The organism is Lactococcus taiwanensis (genome assembly GCF_017068355.1).
GTDB lineage: Bacteria > Bacillota > Bacilli > Lactobacillales > Streptococcaceae > Lactococcus > Lactococcus taiwanensis.
Genome location: NZ_CP070872.1, coordinates 919,523 through 944,853 on the forward strand (window position 1 = coordinate 919,523; position 25,331 = coordinate 944,853).

Annotated in this window: 24 protein-coding genes; 23 read left to right on the forward strand and 1 reads right to left on the reverse strand. The window is 39.7% G+C overall.

All coding sequences use genetic code 11. The features are described from left to right. The first annotated feature begins 17 nt into the window (after positions 1–17). The 3 genes from JW886_RS04580 to JW886_RS04590 all read left to right on the forward strand — a co-directional run bounded on the left by JW886_RS04580 (position 18) and on the right by JW886_RS04590 (position 3,887). Complete coding sequence (locus JW886_RS04580) at positions 18–1,325, forward strand: dihydrolipoyl dehydrogenase family protein (protein WP_205872430.1); 1,308 nt, start codon at positions 18–20, stop codon at positions 1,323–1,325. 145 nt (positions 1,326–1,470) lie between these two features. Further along, positions 1,471–2,388 (forward strand): ABC transporter ATP-binding protein, encoded by a 918-nt coding sequence (locus JW886_RS04585; protein WP_205272636.1) that lies wholly within the window; start codon positions 1,471–1,473, stop codon positions 2,386–2,388. After that, positions 2,385–3,887 carry an ABC transporter permease/substrate-binding protein gene (locus JW886_RS04590; RefSeq protein ID WP_205872431.1) on the forward strand — a complete coding sequence of 501 codons (1,503 nt, stop codon included), beginning with the start codon at positions 2,385–2,387 and terminating at the stop codon, positions 3,885–3,887. Before JW886_RS04585 ends, JW886_RS04590 begins: the two co-directional genes overlap by 4 nt. 59 nt (positions 3,888–3,946) lie before the next feature. Here JW886_RS04590 and JW886_RS04595 read toward each other — a convergent pair whose 3' ends face one another. After that, positions 3,947–5,986: a copper-translocating P-type ATPase gene (locus tag JW886_RS04595; protein ID WP_205872482.1), complete on the reverse strand. Its 2,040-nt coding sequence runs from the start codon at positions 5,984–5,986 to the stop codon at positions 3,947–3,949. A gap of 183 nt (positions 5,987–6,169) precedes the next feature. On the opposite strand from JW886_RS04595, the gene JW886_RS04600 reads away from it, so the two are divergent. The 20 genes from JW886_RS04600 to JW886_RS04695 all read left to right on the forward strand — a co-directional run bounded on the left by JW886_RS04600 (position 6,170) and on the right by JW886_RS04695 (position 25,243). Then, a complete protein-coding gene (locus tag JW886_RS04600) occupies positions 6,170–7,015 on the forward strand; it encodes a bifunctional methylenetetrahydrofolate dehydrogenase/methenyltetrahydrofolate cyclohydrolase (RefSeq protein WP_075524966.1) in 846 nt (281 codons plus the stop codon). Positions 7,016–7,127: 112 nt separating this feature from the next. Then, positions 7,128–8,381: an exodeoxyribonuclease VII large subunit gene (gene xseA, locus JW886_RS04605; RefSeq protein ID WP_205872432.1), complete on the forward strand. Its 1,254-nt coding sequence runs from the start codon at positions 7,128–7,130 to the stop codon at positions 8,379–8,381. Position 8,382: 1 nt separating this feature from the next. Then, complete coding sequence (locus tag JW886_RS04610; protein WP_075524964.1) at positions 8,383–8,619, forward strand: exodeoxyribonuclease VII small subunit; 237 nt, start codon at positions 8,383–8,385, stop codon at positions 8,617–8,619. A 94-nt stretch (positions 8,620–8,713) separates the two neighbouring features. Then, the gene (locus JW886_RS04615) at positions 8,714–9,763 is read left to right on the forward strand and encodes a glycerate kinase family protein (RefSeq protein ID WP_205872433.1); all 1,050 of its coding nucleotides are present in this window, start codon (positions 8,714–8,716) and stop codon (positions 9,761–9,763) included. A 77-nt stretch (positions 9,764–9,840) separates the two neighbouring features. Then, complete coding sequence (locus JW886_RS04620) at positions 9,841–10,704, forward strand: polyprenyl synthetase family protein (RefSeq protein ID WP_205872434.1); 864 nt, start codon at positions 9,841–9,843, stop codon at positions 10,702–10,704. Between the two features lie 86 nt (positions 10,705–10,790). After that, positions 10,791–11,597 (forward strand): TlyA family RNA methyltransferase, encoded by an 807-nt coding sequence (locus tag JW886_RS04625; RefSeq protein ID WP_205872435.1) that lies wholly within the window; start codon positions 10,791–10,793, stop codon positions 11,595–11,597. Further along, positions 11,594–12,040 carry an arginine repressor gene (locus JW886_RS04630; RefSeq protein ID WP_075524960.1) on the forward strand — a complete coding sequence of 149 codons (447 nt, stop codon included), beginning with the start codon at positions 11,594–11,596 and terminating at the stop codon, positions 12,038–12,040. The genes JW886_RS04625 and JW886_RS04630 overlap by 4 nt, the downstream gene beginning before the upstream one ends. Before the next feature lie 115 nt (positions 12,041–12,155). After that, positions 12,156–13,823, forward strand: coding sequence for a DNA repair protein RecN (gene recN, locus JW886_RS04635; RefSeq protein WP_205872436.1), 1,668 nt, complete (start codon positions 12,156–12,158; stop codon positions 13,821–13,823). 46 nt (positions 13,824–13,869) lie between these two features. Beyond that, the gene (locus JW886_RS04640; protein ID WP_205872437.1) at positions 13,870–14,391 is read left to right on the forward strand and encodes a DUF805 domain-containing protein; all 522 of its coding nucleotides are present in this window, start codon (positions 13,870–13,872) and stop codon (positions 14,389–14,391) included. Between the two features lie 17 nt (positions 14,392–14,408). Then, on the forward strand, positions 14,409–15,308 hold the full coding sequence (locus JW886_RS04645) for a DUF805 domain-containing protein (RefSeq protein ID WP_205872438.1): 900 nt from the start codon (positions 14,409–14,411) through the stop codon (positions 15,306–15,308). A gap of 244 nt (positions 15,309–15,552) precedes the next feature. Next, positions 15,553–16,506 (forward strand): 16S rRNA (cytosine(1402)-N(4))-methyltransferase RsmH, encoded by a 954-nt coding sequence (rsmH, locus tag JW886_RS04650; RefSeq protein WP_075524956.1) that lies wholly within the window; start codon positions 15,553–15,555, stop codon positions 16,504–16,506. A gap of 61 nt (positions 16,507–16,567) precedes the next feature. Continuing rightward, positions 16,568–16,948, forward strand: coding sequence for a cell division protein FtsL (ftsL2, locus tag JW886_RS04655; RefSeq protein WP_075524955.1), 381 nt, complete (start codon positions 16,568–16,570; stop codon positions 16,946–16,948). Then, a complete protein-coding gene (locus JW886_RS04660; RefSeq protein WP_075524954.1) occupies positions 16,945–19,236 on the forward strand; it encodes a penicillin-binding protein in 2,292 nt (763 codons plus the stop codon). The genes ftsL2 and JW886_RS04660 overlap by 4 nt, the downstream gene beginning before the upstream one ends. Positions 19,237–19,322: 86 nt before the next feature. Beyond that, complete coding sequence (gene mraY, locus JW886_RS04665; protein WP_200406682.1) at positions 19,323–20,384, forward strand: phospho-N-acetylmuramoyl-pentapeptide-transferase; 1,062 nt, start codon at positions 19,323–19,325, stop codon at positions 20,382–20,384. Between the two features lie 210 nt (positions 20,385–20,594). Next, a complete protein-coding gene (locus tag JW886_RS04670) occupies positions 20,595–20,891 on the forward strand; it encodes a hypothetical protein (protein WP_200406683.1) in 297 nt (98 codons plus the stop codon). 158 nt (positions 20,892–21,049) lie between these two features. Next, positions 21,050–22,573, forward strand: coding sequence for an ABC transporter permease (locus JW886_RS04675; RefSeq protein ID WP_205872439.1), 1,524 nt, complete (start codon positions 21,050–21,052; stop codon positions 22,571–22,573). Between the two features lie 101 nt (positions 22,574–22,674). Then, the gene (locus JW886_RS04680) at positions 22,675–23,337 is read left to right on the forward strand and encodes an ABC transporter ATP-binding protein (protein ID WP_200406685.1); all 663 of its coding nucleotides are present in this window, start codon (positions 22,675–22,677) and stop codon (positions 23,335–23,337) included. A 58-nt stretch (positions 23,338–23,395) separates the two neighbouring features. Next, complete coding sequence (locus JW886_RS04685) at positions 23,396–24,073, forward strand: GTP pyrophosphokinase (protein ID WP_075524949.1); 678 nt, start codon at positions 23,396–23,398, stop codon at positions 24,071–24,073. A 146-nt stretch (positions 24,074–24,219) separates the two neighbouring features. Further along, on the forward strand, positions 24,220–24,564 hold the full coding sequence (gene rplS, locus JW886_RS04690) for a 50S ribosomal protein L19 (RefSeq protein ID WP_075524948.1): 345 nt from the start codon (positions 24,220–24,222) through the stop codon (positions 24,562–24,564). Between the two features lie 274 nt (positions 24,565–24,838). Further along, the gene (locus JW886_RS04695; RefSeq protein WP_205872440.1) at positions 24,839–25,243 is read left to right on the forward strand and encodes a hypothetical protein; all 405 of its coding nucleotides are present in this window, start codon (positions 24,839–24,841) and stop codon (positions 25,241–25,243) included. Positions 25,244–25,331: the final 88 nt, after the last annotated feature.

Genomic DNA, 25,331 nt, shown 5'->3' on the forward strand with positions numbered 1-25,331 from the left:
AAAGAAAGAAGGTAGAAATGTTTGATCTATTGATTATTGGTGCAGGACCTGGTGGTATTGCATTGGCACATCATCTCAACCAAGCGGGTAAAAAGGTTGCGATTGTTGAAAATGATAAATGGGGTGGAACTTGTCCGAATTATGGCTGTGACCCTACAAAAATGATGATGGCAGTAGTGGAAGCTAAAAAACATGCTGAATGGTTACAAGGACAGGGAATTGTCGGAGAACCAAGTGTGAAGTGGGAAGAAATGCGGGCACGCAAGTTGAATTTAACAGATCCTTATGAGAAGGAGATGCTCAAGGGATTAGAAAAAGCAGGGGTTACCACAATTTATGGGACAGCTTCTTTTAATCGTAATGGAGATGTTGTCATCAACGAGAAAACGTATCAAGCCAAGCAATATGTTATTGCGACAGGGAGTCGTCCGAAAAATCTTGCAATCAAAGGCTCGGAATTTTTAAAAACGAGTAATGATTTCTTAGCACTTCCTCATCTTCCAAGTCACATGACCTTTTTAGGTATGGGTCCTGTCTCACTAGAACTTGCACAATTGGCGCATGCTGCAGGGACAGAGGTCACGATTATTTCACGGCATGAAGCGAAAATCGGTCACTTCGATCAAGAGATAGGAGATGTATTTATCGCCTCGCTGAAGTCAGAGGGGATCGAATTTATTGAAAATGTTTCAATAAATCAAGTGGTGCAAAAAGATGAAGGTTATCAAATCACGGATTCAAAAGGTTTTGAATTGGAGACAGGTCTGGTTGTTCTAGGGATTGGTCGTGGAGCTAACCTTAAAGACCTAGCCCTTGAAAACGTGGAGGTCGCTGTGAATGCGCATGGAATTGAAGTTGATGAATTTTTAAGAACGACTCATCCCAAAATCTACGCGTTAGGAGATGTTTTATCAAAAACAGAAGGACATTTGACACCAGTATCCAGCTTTGAGAGCGCTTATCTTGCTCGTTTACTTACGGGAAAAGAAGAGAAAGCCATCACCTATCCAGTAATCCCTTCTCTTATTTTTGGTCCAACCAAATTGGCACAAGTCGGGCGAGTTTCAGGTGAGGATATAAAGGTAAAAATGCTTGATTTAACTTCTTGGTATACTTACAAGCGCATTAATGCACCTTTTGCAAAAATTAAGATAGCAGTCAATGATCGGAATGAGTTGGTAGGAGCCTCAACGGTTAGTCCTCTGGCTGATGAGGTGATTAATCTACTGACCGTGATGATTCAACAAAAAATTTCGCAAGCTCAGGCGGAGAGAATGATTTTAGGATACCCAACAGTAGCAAGTGATTTAGAATATTATTATTAAAAATTTTCTGGGGCATACTGACGGCTTGGTCAGTTACTTCGAAAAATTAAGTCCTTAAAAAAACTATTCATAATTTTTTTTAGAGTGGCGTAAGCGATCTGACCATGTGGTCAGCCCCTAAACATGACTTAGAAATGAGGAATTCATGATTGAATTTCAAGACGTATCAAAGGCCTTTGCTCACAAAAAAATATTGGATCATGCCAATTTTGTGATTGAAGACGGTGAGTTTTTTGTACTTGTTGGACCAAGTGGGAGTGGCAAAACGACTACATTAAAGATGATCAATCAACTTGTTGCACATAGTGAGGGGAAAATTTTGATTAACCACCAAGATGTGACCCAGACGAATCTGAGAAAACTTAGACTTTCAATCGGCTATGTTCTTCAGCAAATTGCCCTTTTTCCCAATCTCACGGTGGCAGAAAATATTGCCTTGATTCCAGAGATGAAGGGGTGGTCTAAAGACCAAATCGAAAACCGCACTACAGAATTACTGGACTTGGTCGGACTCGCACCTACAGACTACGCCCACCGCTTACCCGCTGAACTTTCAGGAGGTGAGCAACAGCGCGTTGGAATTTTACGTGCAATTGCTTCTAATCCTGCCATTGTCTTAATGGATGAACCTTTTTCTGCGCTAGATCCTTTGTCTCGCAGACAACTGCAAATCTTTATTAAAGACTTGCAAAAGAAAATGCAACTGACCATTGTTTTTGTGACACATGATTTAGATGAAGCCCTTTATCTAGCAGATCGTGTGGCCGTGATGAATGAGGGACTTATTCAGCAAATTGCTGATCCGACCGCTATTTACTATCATCCCGCCAACGATTTTGTCAAAAATTTCTTTAAGGAGTCACAGCAAAATTTGTCAACTGTTCGTGTTGATAATCTTTTACTGACAACGCCGTCAGTAGATGATGAGGCCCATGAAGTTGAGGCGGACACGCCTCTTTCAGATGTTGTTACAACATTGGCAAAAGGGGAGCGTCTTAAGTACCAAGGAAAGCGCCTTGCTGCTGAGGATATTGTTACTTACATGGCAGGAGGTGGCTTATGAGTCAGCTTATTACCACTTTTCAGAACCAACAAGGACAATTTTGGCAGGCCCTTCTTGAACATATCCAAATTTCACTGATTTCAATTTTTATTGCATTACTTATAGGGATACCCTTAGCTTTGTTACTTAGACGTTATCCAAAGCTTGCAGAAGTGGTTTTACAAATTACTGGTATTTTGCAAACCATACCGAGTTTAGCCTTATTAGGCTTACTTATTCCCTTTATCGGGATTGGTAGTTTACCCGCAATTGTGGCCTTGGTAGTCTATGCTATTTTTCCTATCGTCCAAAATACCTATACAGGACTCTCTCAGATAGAGCCCTCTCTGATTGAAGCAGCTACCGCTTTTGGGATGAATCGGCGAGAGCGTTTAATGAAATTTGAACTAAGCCTAGCCATGCCTTTTATCATGGCGGGGATTCGGACGAGTACAGTCATGGTTATCGGGACCGCAACACTAGCAGCATTAATAGGAGCAGGTGGCCTTGGTAATTTTATTCTTCTTGGAATAAATATGAATGATGTTTCCCTAATTCTTATTGGGGCCATCTCATCTGCTTTATTAGCAATCCTCTTTAGCGCCCTGCTCAAATTGCTAGAAGGTGCGAAGATTAAAACTATTGTACTCAGTTTTTTTATCGGATTACTGATTTTGGGTGGTTCCTATTATCGCCCACACAGGGATACCCATCCGCAAATTACGATTGCAGGAAAGCTAGGAGCAGAACCTGATATTATTATTAACATGTACAAACTCTTGATTGAACAAGACAGTGATATCCGTGTTAATCTTAAAACCAATTTTGGAGATACTACCTTTTTATATAATGCTTTGAAAGCAAATAAAATTGATCTTTATCCGGAGTATACGGGAACGATCACAAGTACTTTCTTAAAAAGTCCTGTGCAGTCCACTGACCCGACAGTAGTTTGGCAAAAGGCTCAAGAGGGGATTAAGGCATTGAATCATTTTGCCTATCTCTCACCCATGCAATTTCAAAATACCTATGCGCTTGCTGTTAAGACCGACTTTGCCAAAGCACATCATCTTAAAACCATTTCTGATTTAAAAAACGTTCCAGATTTGACGGCCGGCTTTGATGTCGAGTTTGCCAATCGGACTGATGGAAACATCGGTCTAAAGAAGGTTTATGGTTTGAACCTTAATGTGAAAACCATGCAAAGTAGTTTGATCTATAAAGCGCTCAACACAGGTGCTGTTAATGTGGCAGAAGTTTACTCAACAGACAGTCAGATAAAACAATATGGTTTGACAGTACTTGAAGATGACCAGAATCTCTTTCCACCTTATCAAGCTGCACCGATGATGAACGAAAGTCTACTTAAAAAATATCCTGAACTCAAGCAGATTTTGAATCAACTTTCTGGTGAAATCACAGCTCAGCAAATGATTGAAATGAATTATGAAGTCAATGTGAATCAGGCTAGTCCTGAAAAAGTGGCGCGTGAATTTTTAAAGAAAAATGGATTGATATAAAAAAGAGGAGATGTACTCCTCTTTTTATTTTTTAGTAATGCTTGCTTGGTTGCAGTGCCTCATTCTTTGTCTGTAAGTCTCATTGCATTAATAGAGACAACGACCGTCGAAAGTGACATCAATACTGCAGCTAACAATGGATCAATATAAAGTCCTATAAATGGATAGAGAATCCCTGCGGCAACTGGAATAGCAATGATATTATAACCCGCACCAAACCAAAGATTTTGCTTCATTTTACGTAGCATTTTTTTCGAAAGTGAAATAAGATCAAGCACAGCTTTAGGATTAGAATTCACCAAGACAACGTCGGCGCTACTAATAGCCACCGATGTTCCTGAACCAATGGCGCAGCCAATTGTTGCTGTTGCGAGAGCAGGAGAATCGTTGACTCCATCTCCAATAAAGATGACCCCACCCTTTTCTTGGTATGTTTTAACCAAGCGTGCCTTGTCCTCTGGTTTTAATTCTGCTTGAAACTCAGGGATTCCTAAAGCGGCTGAGATTTTTTGAGCTGTTTGCTGATTATCACCCGTTAACATTACCGGTTGGATATCTTGGGCAATCAATCCTTCGACCAAAGCCTTAGCTTCAGGTTTTGGTGAATCTCCTAGAGCAATAAAACCAAGGATTTCTTGCTGATCATTAAGGAGGTAAGAAAGGGTTAATCCAAGGGATAAATATTCTTGGGTTTCATCGTCGGCGACTGTAAGTTGATGTTCATTCAAGTACCTCCCGTTGACAATCTGATAGGATTTACCCTCGATTTTTCCAGAAATACCAACCCCTGGAATATTTTTAATCTCACTTGCTAATGCTTGGGGCTCATCGGCGGCTGCTTGTACGATAGCTTGTGCCAAGGGATGAGTTGAACTCTTTTCTAGAGCTGCCATGAGTGACAAAATATTGTCTTTTTTATTTAGAGCTACCACTTTTCGTACTTTAAATTGTCCATCGGTTAAGGTTCCAGTCTTATCCATCAAAGCATATTTTATCTGGTTGATATTTTCTAGAGCGGTCCGATTTTGAATTAAAAGTCCTTTTTTAGCGGATAAACTCATTAAGCGTGAGACAACGAGCGGGACTGCAAGACCGAGTGCATGGGGACACGCAATAACAAAGACGGAGACGGCTAAAAGAAGGGCAAAACTGAAAGTAGCTGTAAGATTCCAAATGATAAAAGAGAGGATCCCTACAAACAAAGCGGCATAGAAGAGATAGCCTGCTACTTTATCGGCCATATTTTCCAGGGAGGATTTTTGGGCTTGAGCATTTTGTACAAGTGCAGTGACTTGACTAAGAAAACTTTCTTTTCCTAACGTTGTAACTTCCATTTCAAAGGGTTGGTTTTTATTTTGAGCCCCTCCATAAACTAAATCATTCGGCTTTTTAGTGACAGCTCGACTTTCCCCTGTAATCATAGACTCATCAATGAGTGCCTCGCTGAGGATTTTTCCATCAGCTGGTATTTTTTCATTTTCTTTAACGAGTAAGACATCACCAACTTGCAGTTCAGAAAGTTCAACGTCTTTTCCATTTTTCAGATGGGCTTTTTTAGGAACCAAACTTGCCAAGTCTTTTAAGGCATCTCCTGCACCCATAATTGCACGCATTTCGATAAGATGACCAATCAACATAATCACAATTAAGGTAGATAATTCAAACCAGAAATTCATTGCCATCTGACCTTGCAACGTGAGGACAGTGGCGTATACGGAATAAGCATAGGCGACAGAAATCCCCATTGTTATAAGCATCATCATAGCTGGTTTATGACTTTTAAGCTCTCCTTTTGCACCACTGAAAAAGGGGGTGCCTGCATAAAAGAAAAGAATGGAGCCTAAGAGCAATTGTACAAGCTCACTTCCAGGAAAATGAATGAGGGTAAAACCTGCAATGGGTGAAATCAGCAAAAGAGGTATCATCAAACCAATGGCTACTTTAAGCTTTTTTTTCATGTTGCCCATGTGCATCATGTGACCACCGTGGTTCATCATCGTGTGGTCCTCCATCATTTCCATAGAATGATCCCCCTTCATGTGATGATGGGGTGTAGCTTCGGACTCCGTATGGGGCATGTTTTTAATTTTGTTCGTCATCATTTCCTCCTCTTAATTTGTTTTAATGTGTTACCTCTTCTTTAAGGTTACACATGTAAACTTAAAAAGTCAAAGAAAGCGCTCATTTTTTAGAAAACAAATGGCGAACGTTTAAATTAATAATTAAAAATATGAGAAAAAGGAGAGCTGAGAACTAATTAGGCTTATGTTATAATAAGAGATATGAAATTAATAGATGGAAAAGCGCTCGCTGCAAAGATGCAAGACGAGTTAAAAAATAAAGTTGACGCATTGCAAGCAGCTGGACTTATTCCGGGTTTAGCTGTAATTTTAGTTGGGGAAGATCCTGCTAGCCAAATTTATGTACGGAATAAAGCACGTCAAGCTACAGCTATTGGACTTAATTCAAGTGTGGTTCGCTTGCCAGAGGATGTTTCTGAAGAAGAGCTTTTAGGTTTGATCGAACAGTATAATCAAGCGGAACAGTGGCATGGTATTTTGGTGCAATTGCCCCTCCCTGCACACATTTCTGAGGAGAAGGTGTTGTTGGCTATTGATCCTGAAAAAGATGTCGATGGTTTTCATCCGATGAATATGGGACGTCTGTGGTCAGGAAATCCACTGATGATTCCCTCTACGCCTGCGGGCATTATGGAGATGTTTCGAGCATATGATGTTGATTTGGCCGGGAAAAAAGCTGTGGTGGTTGGACGCTCTAACATTGTAGGTAAGCCGATGGCGCAGTTATTGATGATGGCTGATGCGACTGTAACGATTGCTCATTCACGTACCCAGAATCTTCAAGAGTTGACTAAACAAGCAGATATTTTGGTCGTGGCAATTGGAAAAGATCGATTTATCAAGGCAGCGGATGTAAAAGAAGGCGCCGTAGTTATTGATGTGGGAATGAATCGGGATGAAGAAGGAAAGTTGCATGGAGATGTCGACTTCGATGAGGTCAAGAACGTCGCAGGACTTATCACCCCTGTTCCGGGAGGTGTTGGACCGATGACCATTACCATGTTAATGGAGCAAACGGTTCGCGCTGCTGCAAGAAAATTAGACTAATTTTACTGACAGAGCTGTCAGTAAAAAATGATGCTTATAAATGGATTAGAGATTAGAATTTAAAAGAAATTTTTTAAAGTTTATAGGTAAAAAGATAAGAAGTTGATAAAAAATGACAGAATATTTATCCGTAAGCACCTTAACAAAATATTTAAAAGCGAAATTTGACCGTGATCCCTATCTGGAACGGGTTTATCTGACAGGAGAAATTTCAAATTTTCGTCAGCGACCAAATCATCAGTACTTTGCACTCAAAGATGAAAGTGCAGTGATTCAAGCTACGATGTGGGCCGGTCAGTTTAGAAAGTTAGATTTTCGTCTGGAAGAGGGAATGAAAGTATTAGCGGTGGGGCGTATCAGTATTTATCCCCCTTCTGGCTCTTACTCAATCAATATTGAGCGTTTAATTCCAGATGGTGTCGGTGCTCTGGCTGTTAAATTTGAACAATTAAAGAAAAAATTAACCGCTGAGGGTTTGTTTGAGGCAAAATGGAAGCAACCCTTACCAGCTTTCTCTCGAAAAATTGCTGTGGTAACAAGTCCCTCTGGCGCGGTAATTCGGGATATCATTACGACGGTACAACGCCGTTTTCCCATGAGTCAGCTGGTCGTTTATCCCACAAAAGTTCAAGGAAATGGAGCAGCTGAGGAAATTGCCACTAACATTCGTCGTGCGAATGCGCGAGGCGATTTTGATGTGATGATTATCGGTCGAGGCGGTGGCTCTATCGAAGACCTTTGGGGGTTTAATGAAGAAAGTGTGGTTCGGGCAATCTTTGAATCGCGGATTCCGATTATTTCCTCAGTGGGTCATGAAACTGATGTGACTCTAGCAGATTTTGTGGCAGATCATCGGGCTGCAACACCCACTGCTGCAGCTGAATTGGCGACTCCGACTACAAGATTAGATTTAATGAACTGGGCAAGTGAGCAAGAAAAACGCATGACAAACCAGCTCACTCATTTGATTAGCGTAAGGCGCGAGCGAGTAGAAAAACTGAGTGCATCCGTAGTTTTTCGCCAACCAGAGCGTCTTTATGATGGTCACGTTCAAAAACTTGACCGACTGACGGAACGTTTAAGTTCACTGACCACGACGAAAGTAACGCAAGTTCAGCATCGGTTTGAACTTGCAGCTGACAGGCTCGTGCCAGCTTATGCTAAAATTTTAGACCGACAAAAAAATAAAGTCGCACAACTTTATCAGTCCTTACTTTTATTAGATCTTTCTAAAATAAAAGCACGTGGCTTCTCTGTCGTCACGAATGATCACGGTAAAATTATTAAGTCTGTCAATGAGGTCGAAAAAGGGGAAACCCTCCATTTGGATTTTGTTGATGGTAAAGTAGAAGTTGAGGTAAAATAAAATGGCAACTAAGAATGAAGCAACCTTTGAAGAACATTTAGCAGAGCTCGAGAGCATTGTCCGCAAGTTAGAATCAGGAGATGTCCCTCTTGAGGATGCAATCGCCGAATTTCAAAAAGGAATGAAACTCTCTGAAGGTTTGAAGAAAACGTTAAATGAAGCAGAGCAGACCCTGGTCAAAATTGTGGGTAAAGATGAAGAGGAAAGTGATTTTGCACCTGAGCAAAAAGAGTACTAAGTGTACTGACCAGCTGGTCAGTAAATAAAGAAGGACTTACGGGTCCTTTTTTATATTATTTTGGTAAAATAAGAGTAAAGCAAAGGAGTCTCGGATGAAAATTGTTGTAGCTTTAGATTCTTTTAAAGGTTCAGCCTCGTCATATGCATTAAACGCTGCCGTCAAAAAGGGAATAAAATCTGTTCTGCCACAAACAGAGGTGTGTACTTTTGAAATTGCCGATGGTGGTGAAGGAACCCTTGCAGCTTTAGCCCAGAAACTTGGCGGTGAGCGGATTAAAGTAGACACAGTAGATCTAATGGGGCGCCAGATTACTGCTTCTTATCTGTTAGCGGGAGATGTAGCGGTCGTTGAAGCTGCACAAGTGATTGGACTTGATAAAATCACGCCAACAGCTGACACATTTACTCAGGCGAGTTCCCGGGGGCTTGCAGCTTTATTTATTGACGCTGAAAAAAGGGGAGTGCGCGAATTATTAGTCAGCTTGGGCGGTACAGGAACTTCTGATGGCGGTCTCGGTCTTTTGGAAGGTTTGGGCGGAAGTATCTTCGCTCTGCCACGCTTTGAGAATATGAAAGTGACGGCTTTGACAGATGTTACCAATGTTTATGCTGGCGAAAATGGTTATGCCAGAGTTTTTGGTCCTCAAAAAGGCGGAACACCTGATTTAATTGAGCAGCAAGAGGCCCAAGCACAAGAAAGAGCAAGACAAATACGAGAACGCTATGGTTTAGATGTGCAGAAAGTAGCAGGAACGGGAGCTGCTGGAGGGTTAGGAGCAGCTATTTTGCTTTTAGGAGGAGAGCTAAAATCAGGCTTTTTTAAGATCGCAGAATTATTAGAGCTTGAAGAGGAGCTAAAAGATGCGGACCTAGTAATTACAGGAGAAGGAAGTTTGGATTTTCAAACTGCTCATGGGAAAGTTCCTTACGGGATGGCTATATTGGCGAAAAAACACAAGGTACCCACGTTAGCTTTTGTGGGAACTTTAGGGGAAAATCTGGGAGAAATGGAGGAACTTTTACTGGCAAGTTTCTCGATTCAGCCTCGCCCGCTTTCTTTAGAACAAGCCTTAGAAGAAAAAGGAACACTTCATCATCTGGAAGAGCTTACAAAAAATGTAATCAAAGCAAGATTTTTATAAAAAAATTCAGTTTTTCACTTGCTATTCACTAACAACGAACACAACTTTTAGTTGTGTTTTTTGGTATAATGAAACTAATGGACACGAAGAGAAAAAAAATAGAAGATCTTATTAAAACGTTTTATGCTCGAGAGGACATTCCGGCGCAACTTGCTGCTTCTGCTCGCTATTCGTTATTAGCTGGTGGAAAGCGATTACGTCCCCTTGTGTTTTTAGAACTATTGGAAGGATTTGGCCTGAGTCTTAATCCGAGCCATTATCAAATTGCTCTAGCAGTAGAATTAATTCATACGGGTTCATTAATTCATGACGATTTACCCGCGATGGATAATGATGATTACCGTCGTGGTGTCTTGACCAATCATAAAAAATTTGATGAAGCGACTGCCATTTTAGCGGGAGATACTTTATTTTTTGACCCCTTTTTCCTTCTCGCAGAAAGTGACTTACCCTCCTCTGTTATTGTGGACCTCACGCGAGAATTAGCCTATGCTTCAGGTTCTTTTGGGATGGTGGCTGGTCAGGTTTTGGACATGGCTGGTGAAGGGAAAACCTTAAGTCTCCGTGAGATTGAGCAAATTCATCAGTTAAAAACGGGACGACTTTTAACATTTCCTTTTGTGGCTGCAGGGATTGTAGCTGGAAAGTCAAGGACAGAAATTGAAAGCCTCAGAAAGACTGGTCAGCAGTTTGGTTTAGCTTTTCAAATTCGGGATGATATCTTAGACATTACAGCAACTTTTGCAGAACTTGGCAAGACCCCTGGCAAAGATATTTTAGAAGAAAAATCGACATATGTTGCTTACTTAGGACTTGATGGTGCAAAAAAAGCTTTACATGTACAGCTGACCGCAGTCAAAGCACAACTGACAGAGCTGTCAGTGATGCCAAAAACGCCTCTTTTCGAATTGATTGAAAAACTGGACATGGAGCAGGAGTAATACGGCTTGCTCTAGAAGTGGCAGAGATAAAAAGCGGGATTATCCGATGAACTAAGCGAAGTAAGAAAGGATTTATTTTTTAATAAATGAAAGAAAGAATTGACGTTTTAGCTACTAACCAGGGTTTGTTTGAAACACGTGAGCAAGCAAAGCGTGGGGTGATGGCGGGACTTGTCGTTGATCAAAAGTCAGGAGAACGTTTTGATAAACCAGGTCAAAAAATAGAGGACAGTACGGAGCTTCGCCTCAAAGGCGAGAAGCTGAAATACGTCAGCCGAGGTGGTTTAAAATTAGAAAAAGCCATTGCCCAATTTGGTCTAGATGTGGCTCAAAAAATCTGTTTGGATATTGGAAGTTCAACAGGTGGCTTTACCGATGTGATGCTACAATCTGGGGCTAAACTGGTCTATGCACTCGATGTAGGAACTAATCAGTTAGCTTGGAAAATTCGTAATGATGCACGGGTCGTGGTCATGGAACAATTTAACTTCCGGCATGCCGTCCTCGATGATTTCAAAGAAGGACAGCCAGAATTTGCAACCATTGATGTGAGTTTCATTTCGTTGGACTTGATTTTGCCCCCGCTTTATGCTATTTTAGCTGAAAATGGTTCAGTAGCAGCTTTGATTAAACCCCAATTTGAGGCAGGTCGGGAACAAGTCGGCAAAAATGGGATCATTAAAGATCCTAAAATTCATAGAATGACCATTGAGAAAGTGCTCCGAAGTGCAACAGATATTGGCTTTTCTGTCAAAAATTTAACCTTTTCACCCATCAAAGGGGGAGCAGGAAATGTTGAATTTCTTGTCCACCTTGTTAAAGACGGTTTAGCGCAAAACGCTGATACCGCCATGATTGATTCAGTCTTAAAAGAAGAAAGTGAAAACTTATGAAAAGAGAAGAACGCTTAAACTTTATTGCCCAATTTATCAAAGAAAACGAAGTGAAGACACAAGAAGAGCTGGTTTCAAAACTTCAGCAACATGACGTCGATGTGACGCAAGCCACGGTGTCACGTGACATTAAATCTTTGGCCTTGATTAAAGTTCCAGCCGCTTCTGGAGGATATCGATACGATTTACCTAAAAATAATGAGGGACTTCAATCCAGTCTTCACAAAGCACTTGTCTTTGACGCGATTACTGGTACGAAAATTAAGGCGGATAAACTTTGGATTCAGGCAAACCCTGGGACAACAAGTTTGGTTAAAAATTATCTTCTTGAAGATTATGGAGATGAAATCTTTGCATTGATCATTGATGATGATAGTGCGCTGGTCATTTTTGAAACGGAAGCACAGGCAAAAAAACTATATCAAGTACTTACTGAGTTTTAGAACTTACTGACAGAACCATCAGTAAATTTAAAACCGATTAGCCTAAAAAAACATGCGGAGAAAACCTGTCAGTTTACTGACAGGTTTGTCAGTCATTTTTTGGAAAGGAATTCTGATGTTACAAGAGATTTCAATCAAAAATTTTGCAATTATTGAAGAAATTCATCTTTCATTTGAAAATGGAATGACGATTTTGACAGGTGAAACTGGTGCAGGGAAATCAATTATTATTGATGCGATGAACCTTCTTTTAGGAGGACGAGCTTCAAGTGATTTTGTCCGACACGGCGCAACAAAAGCTGAAATTGAGGGTTTGTTTTATTTTGAAAAAACTCCAGAATTAAAAAATCTTTTACAAGAACTTGGCTTTGAAGAAGTTGAATCTGAGTTGATTCTACGGCGAGAAATTTTCGCAAACGGTCGTTCGGTTTGTCGCATCAATGGTCAGATGGTAAATCTGAGCACCTTACGTCAGATCGGTGAATTTTTGGTGGATATTCATGGTCAACACGACAACCAAGAGTTAATGAATGCAAAAAATCATCTTCATTTGTTGGATGAATTTGGTGATGAGCAATTCGAAGAAAAGAAACATCACTATAAAAGCAAGTTTGAACGATTTAAAACACTGCGCCAACAACTGACGCTTCGTCAAAAAAATGAGCAAGAATTTGCCCAACGTATCGAAATTCTTCAATTTCAAGCAGAGGAAATTGAAGCAGCTGCCATTAATTTGACAGAAGATGAACAGCTTTTGCATCGCAGGGAAAAACTTAATAACATTAAGAGTATTGCTGACGCACTTAGTGTGGCTTACTTGGCACTAGATGATGAGGATAGCGATTATTCTAGCCTCAACAACATTCGCACGACCATGTCAGAGCTTGATGCGATCAGCAGTTATGATCCAGAATACCAAGATTTAGCAGATAAAACAGCAGAGAGCTATTATGTTTTAGAAGATGTAGCGGCCCAGTTACAGCGGATTATGAGTGATTTAGAGTTTAATCCTAGTGAACTTCTCCAAATAGAAGATCGAATACTCAGTCTCAACACCTTGAAAAAAAAATATGGGCCAGAACTCACTGATGTTTTAAATTATCTTGAAAAAGTTCAGCTCGAGCTTTCTGAATTAACGGGTTCAGAAAATGATTCTGAACGTCTAGAAAAAGCGGTAAAAGTCGCTCAAAAAGAGCTAATTGAAGCCAGTAAAGTGCTCAATATTGCCCGACATGAAATAGCACAAGAATTAGAAAAAGATATTAAGCACGAGCTTGCTGATTTGTACATGGAAAAGGCGGATTTCAAAGTACAGTTTGAAGCAGGAAAATTCTCTTCCAATGGCAATGAGCATGTAGAGTTCTTCATCCAAACTAACCCAGGTGAAGGATTTAAACCTTTGGCAAAGACAGCTTCAGGCGGTGAGCTATCTCGTCTAATGTTAGCTATAAAATCAAGCTTTTCACGGCGTGAAAATAAAACAGCGATTGTCTTCGATGAGGTTGACACCGGTGTTTCAGGCCGCGTTGCCCAAGCTATTGCCAATAAAATTTATAAAATTGCGACTAACGGGCAGGTTCTTGCAATCTCGCATTTACCTCAAGTTGTGGCCATCGCAGATACACAATTTTATATTGAAAAAGCTTCTACGGATGAGATTACGACATCGACCGTGCGTAAGTTGAGTTTTGACGAACGCGTCAAAGAAGTAGCGAAGATGTTGGCTGGAGATGATCTTACAAAGGAAGCTTTAGCTCAGGCAAAACGTTTACTTTCTCACTGAAAAAGCTGATCAAGCGATCAGTAAAAATTAAGATTAGAGGTGAAAAATGATACAAGCATACAAAAAATATTGGAAAAAAGCGGGTGATTATAAAACATATGCGAGTCGCTCAGACTATTGGTGGGTCTTTTTAGTTAACGTCATTATTTTTGCCCTACTAAATATGATTCATTTCTTTATGATGATTCCACAGGCTGCTAAAATTCTTAATCAGGCTTCAACCTTGTCACAAGCAGAACTGCAAAAAAGCATACTTGATTTATCTTTTAATCCTACGGGAAGTACTCTGATTATTGTTATTCTCATTGCTCTAGTCGGTCTCATAATTCTTCTTCCCAATATAAGTTTGACAGCACGACGCCTGCTTGATGCTGGCCTTCCCAGATGGTTTGCCCTTTTGTTTGGTGTGAGTGCTTTATATGGAATAGTTGTGCGCTTTATTCAAATTGATTTTTTGAGTAATTTTGGTCTCCTGTTTAATCTTATTACATTAGTAGTTTATGTGCTCTGCCTCTTTCCATCGAAGTATGGTAAAGATGAGGCTGACGATTCAAGACTTTACGAGTGAGAAAGGATGAACATTCCATGATTCAAGCATATCAAAAATTTTGGATGGGCGCATTTAACTTTTGGGAGCGTACGGTTCGCAGTGACTTTTGGTCCGCAATGTTTGTTCATTTTATTGTACTTATCATTCCACTAAATGTGCATCACTACCTCACGACGCACTCTTATTTAGGTTACTCACTCGTTTGGGAGTCGCTAGCTTCTCTTACGTTACTTATATTTTGGGGTTACGCTCTAGCGGCTATATTACCCTATTTTGCCATGACGATTCGCCGTTTAAGAGATGCGGCGTTGCCTTGGGAACTTATTTTTTTAACCCTTGTTTTTGGTGTAGGGTCGGTAATTTTATTGATACTCAATGGTCTTCCTCAGGACGCGCGCGCGCGTCATCTGCCAATTTATCAGCCGCTTAATGTTTCATCTGATCAACTTGCTGAAGAGCCTCAAAATTTTTCCAAAGCATTTAACCTTTATTTTAAAAATTATTTTGATTTTTCAGGACGTCTTAATCGAAAGGCGTTCTGGTTGGTTCAGCTTGTATGGGTGCTGATTCTTACGTGCTTTATAGTTTTAGCAAAGCTTTTAGAACCACTGAATCAATTCGGTCTGGTAAATGTAGCCATGTTTTTACAGGGACTCTTCATTCTTTTCCTTGTCATAACGGCTATCCCTCAAATTGCAAGTTTTACACGCAGATTAAGAGACGTTGGACTTAGCAATTTAAATATTTTAATAGTACTAAGTACGACTGCGATAGGGACTGCTTACTATTGGATTTTAAATCACAAAATTTCGCTAAGCTACGCAACCAATCAAGATTTACTCCTCCAATATCTCTTGTTTTTAGTATTGATGTTAATTATTTTATGTTTAATTATCTTGCTAAGTTTACCAAAACAAGCAGTTAGGGAAAAATAAAATAGACTGACTTAGTTCAGTCTATTTTTAGTAGAAGTTGGTATAATTAAACTCGGCCCAATGTTGACACGATTTGTCAATCCATTTGACAGAAGAAAGCGGGCCGTTTATCTATCGCCTTTTATAATAAAGGGCTTACAGAAATGATGAGGTATAAAAAAATTTACATCATTATGTAAACTACTACAAAAAATATAAAAAAGTGGTATAATGAACTATAAGTATACAAGGAGGATGGCACAAATTGCCAAAAACTACAGCATTTAAGCATGATACAGTCTTACTACATGAAACCGTCGATTTGCTTGACGTCAAACCTGATGGAATTTATGTAGATGCAACCCTTGGGGGGGCTGGCCATAGTGAATATCTCCTTAGTAAACTTACCACAGGGCATTTATATGCGTTTGATCAGGATGAAACTGCGCATGAGAATGCAAAGATTCGTCTAAAGCAACAACTTGCAGCGCATAAAGTTACACTCATCAAGAGTAATTTTCGTTACCTCACTTCAGCACTCGCTGAGGAGGGGATTACGAAGATTGATGGGATTCTTTATGATTTAGGAGTCTCAAGTCCACAATTTGACGATAGTCAACGAGGCTTTTCCTATAAAAAGGATGCACGTTTGGATATGCGAATGGACCAAACGCAAACTTTGACAGCCTATGAAGTGGTTAATGATTACCCTTATGAAGCGTTAGTTCGAATTTTTTTCCGTTATGGAGAAGACAAATTTTCAAAACAAATCGCTCGTAAGATTGAACAAGCAAGAAAAATAAAACCAATTGAAACAACAATTGAACTAGCAGATTTAATAAAAGCTGCTCTGCCTCAAAAAGCTTTGAAGAAAAAAGGTCATCCGGCTAAGCGAATCTTTCAAGCCATCCGAATTGAGGTGAATGATGAACTGGGTGCAGCTGAAGAATCAATCGAACAAGCTATTGACTTGCTAAAAGAAGAAGGTCGAATTTCAGTAATCACGTTCCATTCTTTAGAAGATCGCTTGACGAAAAATATCTTTAAAGAGTACAGCACAGTCAATGTCCCTAAAGGGCTTCCTATGCTTCCAAAAGAAATGGAAGCAAAATTGAAACTTATTACACGCAAGCCTGTGCTTGCAAGTGAAGAAGAGCTCGCAGAGAATAACCGTGCCCATAGTGCGAAATTACGCGTGGCTCAAAAACAACATGATTAATAAATAATCTGATAACAAAGAAGTAAAAATAGCTTTAGAATATAAAGCAGTGGAGGAGACGATGGCAGCACAGCCGAAAGAATACTTTGACATAGAAACTGCGGCAAAAAAAGACTCGTATTTGATTGATACAGAGTCTCTCGCGCCAGAAGTTTTAGCAAGTAAGTTTAAAAAATTTAGCGGTGTCGAAAAAGTGTTCTACCTTGCAATGGTAGGGGCTGCTTTGGTATTGGCTGTCGGCTTGCTCTATGTTAAGACAAAAACTCTTGAAGTCCAAAGTAATACGATGGACTTAAAATCAAAAATCACACAACAAACGACCCAACAATCAGAATATGATCAACAAATTTTAGACTTAGCTTCACCCAATCGGGTTATCGATGCAGCAAATAAGGCTGATATGAAACAAACGCCGTCTAATATACTGAAAGCAACAAAATGATAAAATTCTTTAAAAAACTAATTTTCTTTCCATTTAGAAAAGTATCTCGAAATGCAAGAAAGACGAAGTTGAGTCCTGAAAGAAATCGTAAACATGTAGGTAAGAGCCTTTTTTTCCTAGCTATTGCTCTGTTTACGATTTTTATATTTCGCTTTGTCTGGTTAATTACAGTAAATCATGTAGGTGGAACTGATCTTAAAAAGATGGCCACAAACAATTATCAAAGTACAGTAACTGTTCAAGCCAAGCGTGGAACAATCTACGACCGGACAGGAGCTCCTATTGCGGTAGATTCAAGTACTTATACAATCTACGTGGTCTTGGATAAAACACAAGTGGATTCCAATGGTAATCGGATGTATGCTGATAAAAGTGAATACAGCAAGTTAGAAGATTTTCTTAACCGTGAATTAAATATCGACCGAAGCCTTATTGAGAAGCAACTAAATTCGAAATATAAACAAGTGCAGTTTGGGACAAAAGGCTCTAATATTTCTTTGCAGAAAATGCAGGAAATACAAAAAGCAGCTGAAGAACAAAAACTTGTGGGAATTGGCTTTTCTGCCGATCTTTCACGTTCCTATCCGTTCGGAAATTTTGCTTCACAGTTTATTGGGATTGCACGTCCAAAAGATGTCAATGGTGTACAGGTTTTGCAAGGAGACATGGGGTTGGAAAAATCTTTCAATCCAATCTTGAGCGGTAAAAATGGGGTGGAAACTTACCAAAAAGATATCTTAGGGCGTCCTATCCCTGGGACTACTAAGGTGATTGAGCCCGTTGAAAATGGTCAAGATGTTTATACGACGCTGGATGCGCAACTTCAAAAACTGTTGGAGACCTCAATGGACTCTGCAGCAAGCCAGACCGGAGCTCAAGAGATTTCAGGTACGCTGGTTGATGCGCATACAGGAGACATTTTAGCTACCAGCCAACGTCCGACTTATACTGCTGAAACAATCAACTCAGACATTACACAAAAGAATTTCACATGGAATAGCTTGCTTTATCAAACTGCTTTTGAACCGGGCTCAACCTTCAAAACCTTTTTGATGGCTTCAGCTTTAGATAGTGGTAAAGTAGATCTTAATGCAACTTATCAACGGAAGCTCCAAGTGTATGATGCGACCATTAATGACTGGGACGTTACCGAAAACAAGAGTTATACCCTTCCCGAAACAGTAACTTATGCGCAAGGATTTGCGATGTCATCCAATATTGGAATGAGCCGCATTGAAATGGATATGGGGAACGACCTTTGGGGCAGTTATTTAAATAAATTCAAATTTGGCTTAAAAACGCGAGTTGGGCTGGATGACGAAAATGCAGGTTCGCTTCCTTCGGCAAATGCTGTATCCCAAATCCAATCTTCGTTTGGTCAAGGGGTAGCTGTGACACCTATTCAGTTAATTCGAGGATGGACAGCCATTGCGGGCAATGGAACAATGCTTGAGCCTCATATTGTAAGTAAAGTGGTTAATCCTAATACGAAAACCAGTTTGACCTCTCAACCAGAAGTTATTGGACATCCCGTTTCAGAAAGTGCAGCGGATAAGGTTCGGGATTTGATGCTAACTGTTAATACGGATCCAGTTTATGGAACGTCTTATTCTACAACAGGCGATCCTGATGAAGGAATTGATCCTGGTCCATTATTTATGGTGAATGGGCAAGCCGCAGCAGTCAAAACTGGGACGGCACAGATTGCCTCTTCAACAGGAGGCTATATGACGGGCTCCCAAGATTATTTGTATTCTGCAGTTGTAATGTATCCTGCTAAAGACCCTGATTTTATCTTCTATATGAATGTCAAGATTCCTTCAGAGCCATGGACGCTGAAATACATTGCACGTGTAGCAAATCCGCTCTTAACGCGTGCTGAGAGCTTAAAGAGTGAACTGAACCAAACAAATTCTGATGATGAAAAAGCTGGTCAGGTTAAAATTTCTGACTATAAAGGAAAAGAAGCGGGGACGACAGCAGATAGCTTGCGTCAAACCGTTCTTAATCCTGTGATTATCGGTTCAGGAACAAAGGTCACTGCTCAATCAGTAAGTGCAGGCAAAAAAGTTAATGCGAATACACGTATCTTGCTTCTTACAGATGATAAGGATCAAGTAATGCCTGATATGTATGACTGGTCAAAAGAAGAAGTTAATCAGCTCGCCGATTGGTTCGGTCTAAAAGTTACTTTTGAAGGATCAGGTACGAAGGTAGCAAGTCAAAGTCTTGACGTGGGTACAAAAGCTAAAAAAGGGCAGACTTTAACTGTAACACTTGGCAGTTAAGTTTTGTCTTGAATGAAAACAGGAAAATCACTAAAAATAGACGGGTAATAAGAAGTCACGTCGGGTGATTAAAATAGGAGAAGAAAATGTTATTGAATGGGATAGTGGTAGCGGTCGTTGCGATGGTTTTAACAATCATTGGCATCCCTCGCTTCATTATGTTCTTCCATAAGAAAAAATTGGGTGGACAACCAACGCTTGAAGATGTCAAGCAACATGCGAGTAAGGCTGGAACGCCTACAATGGGTGGATTTGTCTTTGTCATCGTGGCATTGATTGTTTCGGTAGTAGCAGCACTTTTATTAGGGCAAGCGAGCGCTTCGTTCATCATTGCATGGTGGGTTCTTGCTATGTATGCCGTGATTGGTTTCTTTGATGACTTCTTGAAAATTTTTAAGAAGAAAAATGAGGGGTTGACAGCAATACAAAAACTTTTGGCGCAAATCGTGATTGGTTTAGTTTCTTATTTGATTTATACGAGTGCTCCTCATTTTAAAGCTGCACCACGCATGGGAAATTTCATTCCTGATCATATGATTCCTCCCGTATCTCCTGGGCTTCAAGTCAATCACCTGATTTTATTTGGTCGAAATTTTGACTTAGGAATTTTCTTCTTGATCTTTATCATCATTTGGTTAGTGGGATGGTCAAATGCAGTCAATCTTACCGATGGGATAGATGGGCTTGCTTCTATTACAGTTGCCATTTCCCTTAGTGCTTATGCGATTATTGCAGTAGTCCATCACCAGTATGATGTTTTGCTGATCATCTTGTCAGTCATTGGTGGCTTGCTAGGCTTCTTTGTTTTCAATCACAAACCTGCTAAGATATTTATGGGTGATGTCGGAAGCTTAGCCTTAGGTGGCTTTCTTGCTATCATTTCGATTTTATTACACGCCGAGTGGACGTTAATCCTTATTGGTGCAGTCTATGTGATTGAAACATTATCTGTGATGATCCAGGTCACTTACTTTAAGAAAACAGGGGGCAAACGAATTTTTCGAATGACTCCAATTCATCACCATTTTGAGTTGGGTGGTTTTTCTGGAAAAGCCGCTGGCTGGTCTGAATGGAAGATTGACATTGTTTTTTGGTTATTTACCGCAGTGATGTCGGTAGTGGCTTTGTGGCTCTACTTCATGTTCTAAGCCATTCAATCTCTTAAGATAAAAAATAAAAGCTACCTCGGGTAGCTTTTTTTATAATGTTAAATTCAGAGCTTACTGACAGCTCTGTCAGTAGCATGACGTGTCAGTCAGAAAGTTAAAAGTTTCTTTCAGAAAAAATTAAGGCTGGCTTGGGTTGTACTTAAGTTTTAACTTCTATAATCATCTTATCAAGTGAGAAAGGAAGAGGCGTTGACAAAAATTTTACATCTTTTTAAAGAAAAAACGGTGGTCTACATGTCACTTTTGACTTTAGTTTTAGGTGGTCTGGCAGGTTATTATCTTGGGCAACGACAAGCCAATGCGGACTCAGGGCAGAATTTACAACAAATGCAAAATCGTCCATCGGGAAACGGCAGTAATCAGACAGAAAATAACCAGGGTGCCCCAGATGTGAATTCAGGTGCATCCAATAACAGCGGTGGCACAACAGATCAAAATTCTGGCTCAGTCGATGATAATACTGAGGGTGGAACCACTGCCATCTAATGCAGCGAGAGTGATTTTTAAGGACGGCAAGCCAAGTTTAATCTGCTTAATCTTATGCTATTATTTTTAAATTAAAAGGTGGCTGACGTGCTTAAAAATGGACTGACCGGGCTGTAAGTTTTAAAGGTCTGTGGTACAGACTTAGAAAAGAGGAAAATATGGATTTTATAAGACGGGCATGGCTTTTTACGAAAGCCAAAATCGGACGTACAGTATTATTGATTGTCGCATTTTCAGCCATTTTGATATTTGTTTTATCTGGTTTGATTATCAATAGTGCAGCAAATGTTTCCATTGATAATGCTAAAAAGGCTGCGGGGGCAACAGTTTCCCTCTCAGTAGACATGCAAAATGTGATTAAAGAAGCGCAAAGCAGTGCTACTTCAAGCTCCAGCTCTAGTGAGAGCACATCAGATACTTCGGGCAAACGTTTCAATATTGATATGCCAACAATTTCTGAATCCACTGCAAAAAAAATTGCCGCTCTTGATGGTGTAAAATCTTATAGTTTTACTTATCAAGCATCAGCTTCAGCTGATTCAGGGATTGAAAAAGTTTCAACAAGCAGTGATACTTCAAGTTCCGATAGTGCTACTGGTGATCAAAATGGCCCTGGTGGCGATATGGGTGGTGGCCAAATGGGAGGCTCTCAAGATGATTTCACCATCTACGGAACAAATAATTTAGCGGCAAATACAAGCTTCTCAAGTTCTTACAAGATTAAATCTGGACGTGCTATCAAAGCTTCAGATGAAGGAACCAATAATGTAGTTATTGAATCAACCTTAGCCAGTCAAAATAATTTGAAAGTGGGTTCTACTTTCACCTTAACCGATTCAAATGACAAAACTTATAAGATGACAGTAGTCGGTATTTACACAACGACAAGCAGTAGTACAGAAAGTTCAATTCAATATATGAACACGATGTATACGCCCCTTTCTGTGGCTAATGCGATGAAGGCAACTACTGGTAAGATCTCGACAGCCACTTATAGTATGACAAATCCAGCCAATGCTGACAGCTTTGTCAAAAAAGCCAATAAGCTCATCAATAATGACAGCTTCCAAGTATCAAAAGACGATCAAGCTTATCAAAATGTTAAATCTTCACTGAACAATGTGGCAAGTTTTGCACGTAATATTGTCTTGATTGTTGCGATAGCTGGTGCGATTATTCTTGCACTTATCGTAATGCTTATGGTACGTGAACGCCGCTTTGAGATTGGGGTCTTGATGAGCCTTGGCGAATCTAAAATTAAAATTATCGGTCAATTCTTCTTTGAATTATTCATGGTGATGATCGTGTCAGTTGGGATCGCTTCCGCTGCCGGAAATGTTGTCGGAAACGTTGTTGGTCAACAAATTTTAAAACAAGAAACAACACAAACAACAGCAAGTTCTACAAATAACGGTGCTCCTGGTGCGCCCGGCCAAAATGGCAATACTACAAGTCAACGTCCATCTGGTAACGGAGGAGGATTTATGGGTAAAGCAGGTGGAGCCATGGGTATTGGTCAATCACAAGCTGAATCTAAAGCACTCGAAAAATTGAACGTTAAAACGTCTTATACAGAGATTCTCTTATTGGTAGCTATTGCGATTCTTATTACGTTGATTGCTGTAGGTTTAGCAAGTATTGGCATTCTTCGCCTAAATCCTAAGCAAGTTTTGACCAATTAAAACGACTGACTGACTAATCAGAGAACGCCAAAATAGTGTAACACCTTACCTCACTTTACTGACAGCTCTGTCAGTAAACTCAAACTAGAATAGGAGCGCTTATGACCTTAAAAGTAGAAAATTTAACCTATTATTATACCAATCCTGAGGATTACCTCTTCAAAGAGGTCACACAGACATTTGCCAAAGGAACCGTGTATGCAATTCTTGGGCAATCCGGTTCAGGAAAAACAACTTTTCTCTCCTTACTTGCCGGGCTAGATACACCGAAATCTGGGACAATGTCTTATGATGATCAAATCATCAAAGCAAGTAACTTAACCAACTATCGTAAAAAAACAGTGAGTACCGTCTTTCAAGCTTATAACTTATTGACTTACATGAGTGCTTACGACAATGTTAAAACAGCTGTAAAAATCTCCGCTGTAAAATTTGAAGACGAAAAGGCAGCGATTGAAGAAGCACTGGAAAAAGTTGGATTGACCAATGAAATGATTTACAAACCTGTCAGTAAATTATCCGGTGGTCAGCAGCAAAGGGTCGCTATTGCCCGTGCCTTAGTGCTTAATCACGACGTGATCATTGCTGATGAGCCCACAGGAAATCTGGACGAAGAAACAACGGCACAAATTGTTGAACTCTTTAAGAAAATTGCTCATGAAGATAAAAAAATCGTGATTATTGTTACGCACGAAACAGAGGTCGCTAATGCCTCTGACGTAGTGTATACCTTGAAACATCGAAAATTTGAGCGCACCGCATAAATTAGAACGTTTTCATTTCAAAGCAGAAAATTTTTACTATTTTTAATATAATAGAAGTATGGAAGAAAAAGATTACTTAAAAACGCGATTTGAACCTGAGGAATTTGAAAAACTCAAGCAAAAATTAGTGAATTACAGTTGCGCACTGGACGTTGTTCGGACGCAACTCTCAAATCTCAATACCTACTATAATAATTTTGAAACGGTTAATCCGATTGAACATATCAAGCACCGTCTCAAGTCACCGGAAAGTATAGCTGGTAAATTGAAGAAAAAAGGGCTCCCCATTACAGCGGAAGCCGCTCAAGAACATCTCTCAGATATCGCAGGGATTAGAATCATTTGTTCCTATGCTAAAAATATCTATGAAATAGTAGAAATCATTAAAAATCAAGAAGCTTTTACGGTAGTCAGTGAAAAAGATTATCTCCGCAATGTCAAACCTACGGGATACCGCAGCTACCATATGATCTTAGAAGTTAATCTAGGTCACCTCTTTAACGAAAAAGTTTGTCGCGTAGAGATTCAATTGCGAACCTCAGCTATGGACTTCTGGGCGACTTTGGAACATAAAGTTCGTTATAAATATGATGGTCAAATACCTGAGCAACTGAGCAAAGAACTCCAAAACTGCGCAGAACAAATCCATGCCTTAGATGAGCGCATGTACCTCATTCACAAAGTTTTAGACATGATTAACCAATCAGAAGTTGACATTGATCGGATTGGTTACTGACCACTCCGTCAGTAAAAAAATCAGCATAGTGGGCTTGTCAATGCTAAACAAATTTGTTATAATTTACTAGTATGTGTTTTACATACTAATAAAACTGTTCATCCGCTGGGTCAAAGTTACTTATTGATGGGCAAGAGGAGAAAAAAATGAACCTTATCGAATCTATCAACGCTGAACAACTTCGCACTGATATCCCTGACTTCCGTCCTGGTGACACTGTACGTGTACATGCTAAAGTTGTCGAAGGTACGCGCGAACGTATCCAGATCTTTGAAGGCGTTGTTATCGCTCGTAAAAACTCAGGAATCAACGAAACATACACTGTTCGTAAAATCTCTAACGGTGTTGGTGTAGAACGTATCTTCCCTGTTCACACACCACGTGTTGAAAAAATTGAAGTGATCCGTCACGGTAAAGTACGTCGTGCGAAACTTTATTACCTCCGTGCACTCACAGGTAAAAAAGCTCGTATCGCTGAACGTCGTCGTTAAGAGATACTTCTTAAACCGCTCTATTGAGCGGTTTTTTTGTTCTCTTCTTAAAGAAAGTATCTATCAGTACAATAAGCGATATTATATAGAGATAAATGATAAATAAGCTCAATAAATTCCATAAAAAAACGGGAAAAACGCTATATTATTACACAAATAACGCTAACGGTGTAAATAAAATCATTTTTTGCAATTTCTGTGTATTATTTTGACAAATGATTAAAGGAAGTAGTATTATAATTAAAGAAATTAAGAAAAGATTAGGAAAGTAATAATGAACAATATTCCATGTCCAGCAAAAAATCAAGATCCGTTAATCTACCAACGCTATAAACTTCCTAGCGGTCGCATTGTTATGATATCAAAGGAAATGATGATGCCGAGTAAGTTGAATAGTATGAAATTCGAGCAGATGATTTCTGTTACATCTTTTGAGACGGGATTACTTACATATTTTAATTTTGGACATCGGGGTAAGCTTGCATTTAGATTACCCATGAGTTTTTTTGCAAGTACATCTCCCGAAGCAAAACAGCAACTACTTAAGCAGTACATGATTGAGTTTCTAAATGAAACATCTCGCAAGAAAAGCCAGCTGAAAATTAATCTCGCCCAGAAATTGGTTCCGCTCTTTTTAGCTATCGAAGCTGCAGAACTTCTTCTTAAACTTGCCCTGTAGTTTGCCTTATTTTAAGTAAAAAAAAGAGACACGTTGTGTCTTTTTTTTAAGAACTGAAACACATTAAATCCTTACATTAAGCCTCTAT